The sequence below is a fragment of the Chelatococcus sambhunathii genome (assembly GCF_001418005.1).
Lineage (GTDB): Bacteria > Pseudomonadota > Alphaproteobacteria > Rhizobiales > Beijerinckiaceae > Chelatococcus_A > Chelatococcus_A sambhunathii.
The window spans coordinates 114,955-127,546 of sequence record NZ_LIOL01000001.1 but is presented as its reverse complement, the minus strand read 5'-3'; the positions used below and the strand labels follow the sequence as shown (position 1 = coordinate 127,546).

Here is a 12,592-nt window from a genome sequence, read left to right as displayed (position 1 = left end):
ATGGATGATACGCCCCAGAACTCCGCCAGAACCGCCGACGAACGCGAGCGCGAGGTCGTCATCCGCGTGCGCGGGCTCGAGGTCGGCTTCGGCGAGAAGACGATCATGAAGGGGCTCGATCTCGACGTTTACCGTGGCGAGATCCTCGGCTTCGTCGGAGCCTCGGGAACCGGCAAATCCGTGCTGACACGCGCGATCCTCGGCCTTGTGCCGAAGCGGGCCGGCACCATCGAGGTCTTCGGCGAGGATCTCGACGGCCTCAATCCGGCCTCGCGCAGGGCCATCGAGCGCCGTTGGGGCGTGCTGTTCCAGCACGGGGCACTGTTCTCCTCGCTGACGGTGAGGCAGAACGTGCAGGTGCCGATGCGCGAATACCTCGACATGTCCGACCGGCTGCTCGAGGAACTCGCCATGCTGAAGATCGAGATGGTGGGCCTCAGCCCCGACGCGGCGGACAAATATCCCTCCGACCTGTCGGGCGGCATGATCAAGCGCGCCGCGCTCGCCCGCGCGCTCGCCCTCGATCCCGAAATTGTGTTTCTCGACGAACCGACGTCAGGCCTCGACCCCATCGGGGCGGGCGACTTCGACGACCTCATCGCCACCCTGCAGAAGACTTTGGGGCTCACGGTTTTCATGGTAACCCACGACCTCGACAGCCTCCATTCGGTCTGCGACCGTATCGCGGCGCTCGGGGAGGGGCGAATCATCGCATCGGGAACGATCGAGGATATGCTGGCCTCGGATCACCCTTGGGTGAGGGCCTATTTCCACGGCAAGAGAGCCCGGGCCGTGATGGCCGAGTGAGAAAGAGACGACAGGCGGTATGGAGACACGGGCCAATTACGCTCTGATCGGATTGTTCACGCTGGTGGTCATCGCCGGCGCCTTCCTGTTCGTCTACTGGTTCGCCGGGGCAGACGTGCGCGCCAACCGCGTGAGCTATCGCATCGTCTTCTCCGGCTCCGTCTCCGGCCTGTCGCGTGGCTCCCTGGTACTGTTTAACGGTCTCAGGGTCGGCGAGGTATCGAACATCGAGCTTCTGCCCGAGGACCCGCGGCGCGTGGTCGCGCGCGTCGACGTCGACCGCACGACGCCGATCAATACCGACACCAAGGCGCGGCTCGAATATCAGGGGCTGACCGGCGTCGCCAACATCCAGCTCACCGGCGGCAATCCCGACGCACGGCCGCTGGAAGCCGGACCCGGCCAGCCACTGCCGACGATCTTCGCCGACCGCTCGGATTTCCAGGATCTTCTGGAGACGGCACAGCGGCTCGCGGGCAAGGCGGACGACGTATTGACGAAGTTCGACCGCATCGTCGGCCAGGCCGAGGATCCGATCACCCGCACGGTGCAGAACGTTGAGCGGTTCTCCGGCGCACTCGCCGATAACGCCCCGGGTCTCGAGCGGCTGCTGGGCAATGCAGCCGACCTGTCGAAGCGGCTGGAGACGCTCGCTGCGAATCTCGATGAGGTGGTGACGGCGGTACCGCCGGACCGCGTGACGCGCATCGTCGACAATGTCGATCGCTTCACCGCAGCGCTCGGCGATTCGAGCGGCGACATCGAATCGACGCTGAAGGACATCGCCTCGATCTCGAAGAAGCTCGACGTCGCGGCGGACCGTGTCGACGGCGTTCTCAAGGCAGCGGAAGGCTTCCTGTCCTCGCCCGAGGGCAAGGGCGCCTTCGAGGAGGTGGCGGAGGCCGCCCGTTCCATCCGCGTGCTGGCCGACAACCTCGATAAGCGCACGGCCGAGATCACGGCCGGCATCAACCGCTTCACCGGCCCCGGCCTGCGCGATTACGAGGCGCTGGCGAGCGAAGGGCGCCGCACCCTCAACGAGATCAACCGCGTGCTGCGCAGCGTCGAGCGCAACCCCCAGCAGTTCATCTTCGGCAGCAAGCCGGGATTGCCAGCCTACAGTGGTCGCTGACATGAACCGCAGATCGTCTGCCGCTTCTTCCGGCGGCTCCGTTCGCCCCGGCGCCTGCGCGCTGCTCGTGGCGGGGCTCGTCCTCGCCGGCTGCGCCGGCCCGGCGCCCGCGACGTTCGATCTCTCGGCGCCACGCGAGGTGACGGGGGCGGCCCGCATCGGCGGTGACCAACTCATCGTCACCGAGCCGCTGGCGCTGCAGACGCTCGATGGCAGCGCCATCATCGTCAAGGGTGCGGACGGCGCCGTCTCGCAGCTCGACGGCGTGCAATGGGCCGACCGGCTGCCCAAGCTGGTGCAGACGCGCCTGATCCAGACCTTCGAGAACGGCAGCCGCCTCGGCCGTGTGGCGCGCCCCGGCGACGGGGTCGTCGCCAATTACGCGCTCGGCAGCGAAATCCGCCGATTCGAGGTGTCGAGCGCGTCGTCCGAGGCTGTGGTCGAGATCTCGGCGCGCCTCATCGAGACGGTCAGCGGCCGCGTGGTCTCGGCCAAGATCTTCTCGGCGCGCGTGCCGGTTGCCGGCATCACCGGGCCAGGGGCAGCGCGCGCGCTCGACGAAGCGCTGTCGTCAGTGCTGCTGCAGATTGTGCGCTGGTCGCCGGCACGGGCGTGACGGGTGGCGCTCAGCCGGCCAGTGGCAGGCAGATATCGGTGCGCAGCTCTTCCGGCGGCACGATGGCCGGGTTGTTGAGATACTCGTCGAAAGGGGCTCGCGCCGGCCGTTCGCCGTGCTGTGGCAGCCATGTTTCGAGCAGCCAGCGGGAAGCCTGCGGAACGAGGGAGTAGGGACCCTTCAACCTCAGCACGGCATGGCGTCCGCCAGGGATTTCGCCGACCGTGACGACGCTATCGCTCTGCGCATCCGGGCCAATGTACATCGCGACATCGCAGCGCAGGCTGCCTGCCGGCACGAGCGTGGGATCGTCATGATAGACGCTGAACACGCGCAGGTCGACCGGAAGGGGCCCCCGCGCGCGGGCCCAGGCCCAGAGCCGGTCGAAGGTGGGGCCGGCGCTTTCGTAGGGGCCGATGTGGCGGATGGCCACGACCCTGACGGGAGCGAGTTCGCGAATCTGGACTGGATACATGACGGGTCCTTCCGGGGAGTTTCGGTCGACGCAGCCGCATCCCTTACGGCAGAAACATTGCGACAGCCGTACCGCCTATCGTCACGCCTCGCGCCGATACCAGAAGGCGTCTGCGATGCGCACCATGCCCGCATGCTCGTAGAATCCCATCGCTTCCGGGACGGAGGCCAGCACCAGGCTGACGCGCGGCCCGAGAAGCCGGCGGGTCTCGTCGAGCAACCCCTTGCCGATGCCGAGGCCCTGGGCAGAGCGCGCAACGGCGAGCTCGGACAGGTAGCAGCACCAGGAGAAGTCGGTGATGGAGCGGGCAACGCCGACGAGCGGGTGGCCGGGCACGTCGCGGCGTGCCGTCACGATCAGGTTTGCGCCGGCGAGCATCGCGGCGAGGCGGCCATCGTCCTCGACGGGACGGATGGTGCCGAGGCCGGATGCATCCAGCACCTGCCGGAATTCGGCCACCGGGAGCGTTTCCTCCCGCCCGTAGATGATCCGCGACGTCTCGTCCATGGTGATCTCCGCAGACGCGCCAGCGAGGACAGGCGACAGCCTCGCCATGGCCATCCGGCAAATTGCCGTCGAAGAGAGCGACCGCGGTTTCTGCCGGCAGCGTGAGAAAAGGAAAGGGCGCGGCCGTCCGTGGCCGCGCCCCATTTCGTCAAGCCTGCGCCGCGATCACTCGAAGCGGCCGGTGGCGTGCGCCAGCATAGTGTAGACCTTGCCGGTCTCCGACGTGAGGTAGGTCTTGGCCATCATCGAGTCCCGATCCTGGCGCGAGACCTCGGCGAGCAGGCGCTCGAACTCGTCAATGTAGCGGTCCACGGTTTCGCGGAATTCGGCGTCCTGACGGTACTTGCGGCGGATCTCCTCGAAGGTCTGCTGGCCCTGAAGGGTGTAGAGCCGGCGCGTGAACACGTTTCGCTCGCCGCGCTTGTAGCGGTCCCACAGCTCCACCGCCGCATCGTGATCGATCATCCGGGCAATATCGACCGAGATGGAATCGAGCAGCTCGATGGTGCGGCGCTGGCTGGCGGGGGCACCGGCCACGGTCTGCGCGGAGGGAGCCGCGGCTTTTGCCGTCTCGGCTTCGTCGCGCGAGGCCCGCACGAGAAGGTCCGAGAGCCAGCCACGGCCGCCGGCCTGCTGTGGCGCGGCCTCGCGCTGCGGGGCAGGGACGGGTGCACGCGCCGGCTGCGGCGCAGGGGCTGCCGCCGGCTGGGCAGCCTGCTGTGCCGGCTGGGGCCGCGGCGTCGGGGCGGCCGGGCGCTCGGCAACCGGGCGCTCGGGGGCCGAACGCTCGGCTTGGGCCGGACGGCGGGGCTGGGCCGCTTCAACGACGTCGACGGCACGGCCCGACCGGGTGACGATCTCGGTCAGCTCGTTGAGCGCCTTGATCTGGTCGGCGACGACGCGGCGCATGGCGGCGGTCGTCTCCTGCGTCTCGCGCGGCATCTCGATCACGCCGCGCTTCAGCTCGCTGCGCGTCGCCTCCAGCTCTTCATGGATACGGGCGGTCATGCCGCGCATGTCGTTGGCGACGGAGTGGAAGCGCTCGGTCGCCTGGCTGAGGCTCTGGCTCATCTCGGCGATGACCTGCTCGTAGGCCTGGCGCAGGGCAGCCGCTGTACGCTCGCGCTCCTTGCCGGTCGTCGTACGGATGAGATCGAACTGCTCGCCGATGGCCTGGGTGGCCGACTGGGCGTTTTCGGCCAGCACGGAGCCGATCTGGCGCGCCTTGCGCTCCGCCTCCTGCAGCGTCTCCGACAGGAGGGCGCTGAAGGACCGGGTGATCGATTCCATGTCGTCGGCCCGCTCGCCGACCACCGAGACGAGGTTCTCCAGCGTCTGGCGGCGCTCGTCGAGGGCGACGCCCATGCGCGATTCGACGCCTTCGAGCAGGCGCGTCGCCTCCGCGATGGCCTTGATGTGCTCGTTCGTGACTTCGGCAACGGCCCGACCCTGCTGGCCGAGCTTCTCGGCGAGGCCGGCAGCCTGCGTCAGCGTCTGGCCGGAGATGGCGCGCAGCGCCTCGACCTGGGCGGCGACGTCGCTCGCGGCGCGGCCGGTCTCCTCCTTCACCGCGCCGAGCACCTCCTGCAACTCGCCGACGCGGCTCGTCAGCCCGTCCTCGACCTGGGCGAGGTTGGCGCTGGCGCTCGCGGCCATCTGCTGCAGCAGGCGGTTGGCCTCGGACAGGCGGTCGAGCACGCCTGACAACTCGCCCTTCAGGCGGTCGTTGGTGGACATCAGCGTCTCAATGGAGCGGCTGGTGCCGTCCTCGATGACACGGCGCAGCGACTCGCTCGACGAGCCGAACAGCTCGGTGAGCTCCTGCGAGCGCTCCTGCACCGCCTCGACGATGGAGCGGCCGCGCGTCTCAAGCGTGCGCACAACCGCCTCGCCGACCGAGGCGACTTCGCGGGCGATGCTCTCGCCGCGGTCGGCGATGGCGCCGACGAGGCCGAGCCCCTTGTCGTCGAATAGCCGCTCCAGCTCTTGGGCGCGATTGCCGAGGGTTGCGTTGATCGCCTCGGCACGGGCGGCAAGGTTCTCGGAGATCGCCTGGCCGCGCTCGTCGAGTGTGGCGCTGACCGTGTCGAGCCGGTCGACGACCCGCTCCTCGAAGCGGGCGACGCGCTGGTCGAGCGTCGCCGCGATGTCGAGGGCCCGGCCGCCCAGCGTCTCGTTGATCTCCTGCGCCTTGCCCGAGAGCACCTCGGTGAGCTGCGCGCTCTTCGTCGAGATGACGCCGCCGATCTCGTCCACCTTGGAGGCCAGCGCCTGGGTGACGTCGCGCCCGCCCTCGGCCATGACGCGGGCGATCTCCTTCGTGCGCTCGACCAGGGCGTCGTTGAGGGCGCTGGCGCGCGCGCCGAGATTGTCGTCGATACGCACGATGAGCCCGTCGAGCGATTTCGCGATCTCCTGGCTCTTGGTGGCCGAACGCTCCTCGAAGCGCGCGATGTGCGCCTCCATGACGTCGCCGGCCTCTTTGGTGCGCTCGGCGAGCGCGTCTGCAAGCCGGGTGCCGTGGGTGGTCAGCAGGTTCTCGACATCGGCGAGGCGGGCGGTGACCGTCGTGGTGAAACCCGACGTGTCGTTGGCGATGCGCTCGGCGAGTGCCTGGCCCTTGGTGACGATGACGTCCTCGAAGCCGGCAAGACGCATGGACAGCGCCGCGTCGAGGCGGTGGCCGCGCTGCTCGATGGTCTCCTCGAGTGCGGCAAGGCGCGCACCCAGCGTGGCATCGAGCGTGCGGGCGCCGCTCTCGACGAGTTGCTGGAAGGAGCCGAGGCGGGCCGACAGCGTCTCATCAAGCGAGCCGGCGCGTGCGTCCACCGTGCGCTCGAAGCTGGAGAGCTTCTCGGAGAGGCTCGCGTCGAGGGTGGAGGTCCGGCTCTCGATGGCGTTCTCGAAGGCCGAGAGGCGTGCGTTGAGCGTGTTGTCCAGGCTGATGGCCCGGTTCTCAATGGTCTCCTCGAAGGCCGAGAGGCGGGCGTAGAGCGTCATCTCCAGCTTGTCGCCGCCGGTCTCCATCGTCTTCTCGAAGGCGGCAAGGCGCTCGCCCAGCTTCTCGTCGACGAGGCGGCCGCGGGTGTCGATGGTCTCCGCAAGTGCCTCGGCGTTGCGCGCCAGGGCCTCGTTGACGCGCGAGGCCTGCGTCGCGATGGCCAGCACGACGTCCTTGCCGGTGCCCGCCATCAGGGCGCGGGTCTCGTCTGTCTGGTGGGCGAGCATGTCACGCAGCTCGGAGGTGCGGCCGGCGAATTCCTCGGCAAGCGTCCGCGCGCTCTCCTCGAAGGTGACGCGGGCGCTCGCCGTGCGTTCCTCGAGGAGGGTGGCCATGTGCGTGCCGGTGGTCGACAGCGTGGTCTCGAGCGCGCGGGCGCTGTCCTCGAAGGCGGTGCGCACGAGATTGGTGCGGTCCTCAACGAGCGAGGCGAGGCGGTCGCCGACCGTCCCCAGGCTCTCCTCGATGCCGCGGGTGCCGTTCTCGAAGATCGCGCGGACGTTCTCGGCGCGGGTCTCGAGGAGATCGGCGAGGCGCTCGCCGGTGCTGGCGAGGCTGTCGTCGAGCGCGCGCGTGCCGTTCTCGAAGGCGAGGCGGATGCTTTCGGAGCGATTCTCCAGCAGGCCGGACAGCTGCTCGCTGGTATTGGCGAGGCTGCGGTCGAGGGCCTGCGTTCCGCCCTCGAAGGCGCGGCGCACGTCGTCCGAGCGGCTCTCGAGCAGGGTGGCAAGACGCTCGCCCGTGGTCGACAGGCTCTCGTCGAGCGCGCGGGTGCTGTTCTCGAACAATTCGCGGGCGACGCTGGTGCGCTCCTCAACCAGGCCGGCAATGCGCTCGCCCGCGGTGGTGAGGGTCATCTCGAGCGCCTGGGCGCCGTCCTCGAAGAAGCTGCAGGCAGCGTTGGCGCGCTCGGAGATGAGGGCGGCCATGCGCTCGCTGGTGCTGGTGAGGGTCGTCTCCAGTTCCGCGGCGCTCAACGAGAAGACGTTGCGGGCGGTGCTGGTGCGCTCCTCGATCAGGCCCGCGAGCCGATCGCCCGTCTCGGCCAAGGTCTGCTCCAGCGCGCGGCCATTGACGTTGATGACCTCGTGGATGCGCTCGCCCGTCTCGGCGAGACGCACGGCGAGGCCCTCGCCACGCGAGGCGATGGTGTCGGCGATCTCGCGGCCGGTGATCTCGATGCGCTGCGTCACCTCCTCGCCGCGGGCACCGATGGCGACGCTGAGCGTCTCGCCCGTGGAGCGCAGGGTGTCGTTCACCTCCATGGCGCGCTGGGCAATCTGCTCGGCAACGCTCGTGCCGGTCTCGGCGAGCGTGCGGGTGAGCTCGGCGGCACCGTCGTTGAGGCCGGTGGTCAGCACCTGGCCGGTGCGCTCGATGGCTTCGGTGATCTCGCGTGCCTTGCCGTCGAGCGTCGAGGTGACATCCGCGCTGGCGCTGGCGAGACGGGCCCCGACCGCGTCGCTGGTGGAGCCGAGGCGCTCGACGAGTTCGCCGCCCCGCGAGGTGATTTCGTCGATCATACGGTCGCCGGCGCGGCCGAGGGCGAGGGTAATCTGCTCGCCCTTGGAGCCGAGCTGCTCGGCAACGCGCGTGCCGGCGGAGGCAACGGCCTCGGCGATCACACGGCTCGCACCCTCGAGCTCCTGGGCGAAGTTCTCGTGTGCTCCCGAGATGGCGGCCTTCACACGCTCGCCGTTGCTGATGATGGCCTCGCGCTGGGCGACGAGTTCGTCGAGCAGCGAGCGAATACGAATTTCGTTGTCGCCGTAGGCGCGCTCCAGGGTCGAGATTTCGGTGCGCACGAGCGTCTCGAGCTCGCCGGCACGGGCAAGGGCCCGCTCCAGGCCGTCACCCATCGCGGCGACCTCGCGGCGCACGGCTTGGGAGAGGTTCACGACGGAATCAGCAGCGAGATTCTCGGGCTGGGCGAGGCGCACGGCAACGCCCGTCATGGCGCGGGCGACGAGGCGCATCTCCTGCGCGCGGGTGTGCAGTGTCGCGAGCACGAAGAATAGCACGACGGGGCCGAAGACCGTCAGGGCAAGCAGCGCGCCCTCGACGGCACCAATGGCGCCGATGGCGCCGTCCACGCCGACCGCACCGAGGTCGTAGCGCTGCCAGATGCCGGCCCCGGTGAGACCGAGCCATGCGAGCGAGGCGACGGCGGCGAGCCAATAGGCACGGGAGGATGGCCGGGCCTGCAGCGCCTGCAACAGCGCGCCCACCGTCTCCTTGTCGTCATTGGCGACGCGGGAGGGGTCCGGTGCGACGACGCCGGCGGGCTTCTGGCCGGACGGGCGAGCGGCGGAGGGATCGCGGGCGGCGGCTTTGTCGGCGGGGCGGGCGCTCATCGGCTTCTCGTCGTCCGTGGCGGGCGCGGTGTCCCGGGTGCCGGGCTTCGGTGCCGGCATCTTGAGGGAAGGCTTGGCGGGCGAGAGCTGACTCGCCTTGGGCATCTCCGGGGTGCCTTCGGCCGGCTTCTCGGTCGGGGCGCCAGTCACGGAGGCGAAGAAAGCCTGTTCGTCGATCTCGGGCAGGCGTGGCTCCTCCGCCGGATCGGGCAGCTTGCGCGCCGTCGCCGCCCGGCTGTCGAGCGCCGTCAGGTTCAGCGCCTGCTCGATCGCCGACAGGGCTGCTTCCGTCGGGTCTTTTGCCTGATTGTCCTTGGCCATGATCGCCGCCTCACTCACGCCACACCATAGGGTCTGCCGCCGCTGCCTGTTCCGGCAACGGTAGCCTGCGTCCGGACGGGGCCTCCTCGCTTGCGCAAGACCGCCCGGCCGCAGGGACCGCCATTTACCAAAACAGTCTATCGTTCGGTTCCGGCGAAAGAAACCCGACCGGACGGCCACTTGAATGTTTCGTTAACGCCTTGTTTACCATCTGGAACGTCAAAGACTTATGGCGGGAGAGTGGCATGGTTGACGGACACCGCACGAGGCGGCCCTCTTCCATGTGGACAAGCCTGATCGCCGGCCCTGCCGGCTTGCCGCCGGGACGAGGATCATGATGGATGCCCGCGAGACGGATGATGCCGCTTCGCCTTTGGACGAGGAATTCCTGCTGCGTCAGGCTGCCGGCGACACGGTCCTGATGCGCGAGGTGGCCCAGCTCTTCCGCGAACAGCTCAAGGGCCAGATGGCCATCATTGCCGGCAAGGGCGCGGCCGCACTGCGCTATGAGGCCGCCCACACACTGAAGGGTGCTTCGCTCGCGATCGGAGCCCGTCCGCTTGCAGAGGCGGCGAGGCGGATCGAGGCCGAGTTGCGGCTCGCCGCCGACGGCAGCGAGCCGGCCGGGCTCGACGATCTCCTGCCGAGGCTCGAGGCGGCCGCTGCCGATTGCGACGCCGCTCTCGCCGAGCTTCTGACACGCGCCTGATCGGCATAGACGGTCCCCCTGCGACTCACCGTCGGTGTTCACATCGCCTGCAGATGTTCTAAAGAGGGCGGGAATCGCCACGGAGCAGGGCATGCCCAAGATCACATTCATCGATGCCGATGACATCGCCCGCACGGTCGAGGCCGAGGTCGGTGCCACCGTCATGGAGACGGCCATCCGCAACGGCGTGCCGGGCATTGAGGCCGAGTGCGGCGGGGCCTGTGCCTGCGCCACATGCCACGTCTATGTGGACGAGGCCTGGCGCGAGGCGGTCGGCGAGCCCGAGCCGATGGAGGAGGACATGCTCGACTTCGCCTTCGACGTCAGGCCCAGCTCGCGCCTGTCCTGCCAGATTCGCGTGCGGCCGGAGCTCGATGGTCTCGTGGTGCGCACGCCCGAGCGACAGGGCTGAGCCGGCTTTCGCTTAAACATCGGCGAGCGGCAGGCAGATGTCCGTGACGAGGTCCTGCGCCGGCACCTCGCGCGGGTCGTTGCGATAGATCTCATAGGGCGGGCGATCCGCCGGCTCGTGCCCGCTCGCCGGCAGCCAGGCGCGGTAGAGCCAGTCGTAGGCGCGCTCGAGCTCCGCATAGGGGCCGCGGTGGCGCAGCACGGCGTGCGTGCCGGCAGCGATAAGGACAATGTGGACGGTGGCGTCGCCCTCGATCTCGCGACCGATGGAGATGCCGGCATCCGCGCTGAGGTCCTTCGCCGCGACAGTGCCGGGGTCGTCGTAATAGACGCCGACGGTGACGGCGCCGGGGCCGAGGAGGCCGCGCGCCGCAGCCCAGGGCATCAGCCGGTCGAAGGCGCGGCCGATCTCCATATAGGGACCGACATGGTGGATGGTGGCCAGGCGCAGCGCTGGCATGGGCTGCAGGGTGACGGTCCAGGGGCTGGTCATGGGGCCATCCTCTTCCTGGGGGCACCCGGCGCCGGGCAGCAGGCGGCCGCGGCGCCGGTAGGCGGCGGGGGCGTGGCCGTAGGAGACCGCGAAGGCGCGTGTGAAGGCGGCGACGCTGCCGTAGCCGGCCCGGGCGGCGATGCGCGCGATGGGCAATTGCGAGGCGACGAGGCTGTGGGCGGCGCGGTGCAGCCTGAGGCGCCGCGCCGTCTCCGCCGCCGTCTCGCCCGTCATCGCCCGGTAGATGCGGTGAAAGTGGTAGGGCGAGAGACAGGCGATGCCGGCGAGGCGCTCGAGCGACAGGTCGTCGTCGAGGTGGCCGGCGATATGTGTGGCGACCCGGGCGATCCGCTCGGCATAGTCGAGGCGTGTCTGGGACTTGCGGCCGATCATGTCTCCGTTCCGCTCCCTCGCGCGTCGCGCCGGCTCTTCCGGCGCCCGCGGAGACTACCGATAGCGGTTTGATCGGCGTTGCGCATTTTCCGTGCCGGACGGCGTGCGCTCCATGCCGCCGATGGCGCGCTCGTGCGCGCCGGGGACGGTTGACCTCGATCAACGCCGCGGCGAGGCTGGGCGACTAGGTTTCATCGTCTCGATGACAAGGGGGTTTCGATGTTCAAGTCCATCCTGGTGCCGGTCGATCTCGCCGAGGTCGAGGTCTCGCGCGCGGCCATCGACAAGGCGGTGGCCTTCGCCAATGCCTCCGGCGGTCAGGTGCGCCTCATCTATGTGCGCTCGATCCTTCCCGTGACCTTCATGGAGTTCGTGCCGCCGGATTTCGATGCGGAGCAGCAGAGCGACAGCGAGGCCAAGCTCAAGGAAATCGCCGATACCGTGCCGCTGCCGAAGGAGCGCGTGTCCACGGCGGTCCACATGGGCGCCGTCTACAACGAGGTGCTCGAAGAAGCTGCAAAGATGAAGGCCGACCTCATCATCGTCGGTTCCCACCGTCCGGCCATGGCGACCTACCTGCTCGGTTCCAACGCCTCCACCATCGTCCGGCATGCGCCGTGCTCGGTGCTCGTGGTGCGCGAGAATCACGCGGGCGAGAGCTGAACGGCAGAGCTTTCACTTCGGCGGCAGGAGGTCGGCCGGCAGATCGCCCGCGGTCGCCAGCCGCGGGCGATTGCGCAGGACGAGCGGGGCAAGCTGCCAGTAGGCGAGGGCGAGCACGGCAAGGCCGATGAGGGCCGCGGTGCCCGCGCCCTCGCTGATGGCCTGGTAGGCGAAGCCCGCCACGCCGATGACGGTCATGAGGCCGATGGCTGTCAGCAGCAGCCACGCAGCGTAGGAGCGGCCGCAGCGGATGACGACGCCGGGGTTCGCCGCTGCCACGGCCGCGACGAGAGACCGTACGAAAGCCGAATAATCGCCGTTCTGCGTCTGCGCGCCGGAGAGGCCCCAGTTGACATTGGTGAGCGACAGGCTGCGGCCGTCCGCCATGCGCAGAGTCGTGCGGTAGACATTGCGCACGGCCGTCTTCGATTCGAAGGTCAGGCGAACCTCCCTGACCGCTGACAGCGCGACGGTATCGACGCGTCGCCCGGCATCTGCCACCAGCCGGTCGCCCTCGAGCCGGTAGATAACCTCGAAGCCGACGGGCCGGGGCTTCTGGCGATAGACGTGGCCGGGAGGCGCTCCGGCATCTTCTGCGATGTCTTCCTGATCCTGCATGGCCGTCTTGTCGGCGAAGGCGGGCGCAGAGGCAAGGGGTATCCGCCTCATCTCCAGGAGAGGGCTCGCCTTCGGCAAGTTGTTGCGCTGGA

At 69.1% G+C, this 12,592-nt stretch carries 11 protein-coding genes; 6 read left to right on the top strand and 5 right to left on the bottom strand.

What is annotated here, in order from left to right; translation table 11 throughout:
- From ASC46_RS00650 to ASC46_RS00640, 3 genes are read left to right on the top strand one after another with little or no spacing between them, the layout of a single operon-like run.
- Entirely contained in the window at positions 1-807 is an 807-nt protein-coding gene (locus ASC46_RS00650; protein WP_055457377.1) for an ABC transporter ATP-binding protein, read from the top strand.
- Between the two features lie 19 nt (positions 808-826).
- Positions 827-1,939, top strand: coding sequence for an MlaD family protein (locus ASC46_RS00645; protein ID WP_055457376.1), 1,113 nt, complete (start codon positions 827-829; stop codon positions 1,937-1,939).
- A 1-nt stretch (position 1,940) separates the two neighbouring features.
- Entirely contained in the window at positions 1,941-2,555 is a 615-nt protein-coding gene (locus ASC46_RS00640; RefSeq protein WP_055457375.1) for an ABC-type transport auxiliary lipoprotein family protein, read from the top strand.
- A gap of 10 nt (positions 2,556-2,565) precedes the next feature.
- Here ASC46_RS00640 and ASC46_RS00635 read toward each other — a convergent pair whose 3' ends face one another.
- The 3 genes from ASC46_RS00635 to ASC46_RS00625 form a co-directional block, all read right to left on the bottom strand.
- Positions 2,566-3,030: an AraC family transcriptional regulator gene (locus ASC46_RS00635; RefSeq protein WP_055457374.1), complete on the bottom strand. Its 465-nt coding sequence runs from the start codon at positions 3,028-3,030 to the stop codon at positions 2,566-2,568.
- 81 nt (positions 3,031-3,111) lie between these two features.
- Positions 3,112-3,537, bottom strand: coding sequence for a GNAT family N-acetyltransferase (locus ASC46_RS00630; RefSeq protein ID WP_055457877.1), 426 nt, complete (start codon positions 3,535-3,537; stop codon positions 3,112-3,114).
- Positions 3,538-3,702: 165 nt separating this feature from the next.
- On the bottom strand, positions 3,703-9,213 hold the full coding sequence (locus ASC46_RS00625) for an apolipoprotein A-IV repeat region-like domain-containing protein (RefSeq protein WP_141659638.1): 5,511 nt from the start codon (positions 9,211-9,213) through the stop codon (positions 3,703-3,705).
- A 334-nt stretch (positions 9,214-9,547) separates the two neighbouring features.
- On the opposite strand from ASC46_RS00625, the gene ASC46_RS00620 reads away from it, so the two are divergent.
- Both ASC46_RS00620 and ASC46_RS00615 read left to right on the top strand, forming a co-directional pair.
- Positions 9,548-9,922, top strand: coding sequence for an Hpt domain-containing protein (locus tag ASC46_RS00620; RefSeq protein WP_082464647.1), 375 nt, complete (start codon positions 9,548-9,550; stop codon positions 9,920-9,922).
- 91 nt (positions 9,923-10,013) lie between these two features.
- Positions 10,014-10,334 carry a 2Fe-2S iron-sulfur cluster-binding protein gene (locus ASC46_RS00615; protein WP_055457371.1) on the top strand — a complete coding sequence of 107 codons (321 nt, stop codon included), beginning with the start codon at positions 10,014-10,016 and terminating at the stop codon, positions 10,332-10,334.
- Positions 10,335-10,346: 12 nt separating this feature from the next.
- On the opposite strand, the gene ASC46_RS21825 is transcribed toward ASC46_RS00615, so the two are convergent.
- A complete protein-coding gene (locus ASC46_RS21825; protein WP_055457370.1) occupies positions 10,347-11,219 on the bottom strand; it encodes an AraC family transcriptional regulator in 873 nt (290 codons plus the stop codon).
- Between the two features lie 219 nt (positions 11,220-11,438).
- Here ASC46_RS21825 and ASC46_RS00605 point away from each other — a divergent pair, with 219 nt between their 5' ends.
- A complete protein-coding gene (locus ASC46_RS00605; protein WP_055457369.1) occupies positions 11,439-11,882 on the top strand; it encodes a universal stress protein in 444 nt (147 codons plus the stop codon).
- 12 nt (positions 11,883-11,894) lie between these two features.
- Here ASC46_RS00605 and ASC46_RS00600 read toward each other — a convergent pair whose 3' ends face one another.
- Positions 11,895-12,551: a hypothetical protein gene (locus ASC46_RS00600; RefSeq protein ID WP_210165954.1), complete on the bottom strand. Its 657-nt coding sequence runs from the start codon at positions 12,549-12,551 to the stop codon at positions 11,895-11,897.
- Between the last annotated feature and the right edge of the window lie 41 nt (positions 12,552-12,592).

Coding starts and splice junctions, on each gene's coding strand:
- ASC46_RS00600 (WP_210165954.1), bottom strand. CDS start 12,551: ATGAGGCGGATACCCCTTGCCTCTGCGCCCGCCTTCGCCGACAAGACG.
- ASC46_RS21825 (WP_055457370.1), bottom strand. CDS start 11,219: ATGATCGGCCGCAAGTCCCAGACACGCCTCGACTATGCCGAGCGGATC.
- ASC46_RS00650 (WP_055457377.1), top strand. CDS start 1: ATGGATGATACGCCCCAGAACTCCGCCAGAACCGCCGACGAACGCGAG.
- ASC46_RS00615 (WP_055457371.1), top strand. CDS start 10,014: ATGCCCAAGATCACATTCATCGATGCCGATGACATCGCCCGCACGGTC.
- ASC46_RS00625 (WP_141659638.1), bottom strand. CDS start 9,213: ATGGCCAAGGACAATCAGGCAAAAGACCCGACGGAAGCAGCCCTGTCG.
- ASC46_RS00640 (WP_055457375.1), top strand. CDS start 1,941: ATGAACCGCAGATCGTCTGCCGCTTCTTCCGGCGGCTCCGTTCGCCCC.
- ASC46_RS00620 (WP_082464647.1), top strand. CDS start 9,548: ATGATGGATGCCCGCGAGACGGATGATGCCGCTTCGCCTTTGGACGAG.
- ASC46_RS00605 (WP_055457369.1), top strand. CDS start 11,439: ATGTTCAAGTCCATCCTGGTGCCGGTCGATCTCGCCGAGGTCGAGGTC.
- ASC46_RS00645 (WP_055457376.1), top strand. CDS start 827: ATGGAGACACGGGCCAATTACGCTCTGATCGGATTGTTCACGCTGGTG.
- ASC46_RS00635 (WP_055457374.1), bottom strand. CDS start 3,030: ATGTATCCAGTCCAGATTCGCGAACTCGCTCCCGTCAGGGTCGTGGCC.
- ASC46_RS00630 (WP_055457877.1), bottom strand. CDS start 3,537: ATGGACGAGACGTCGCGGATCATCTACGGGCGGGAGGAAACGCTCCCG.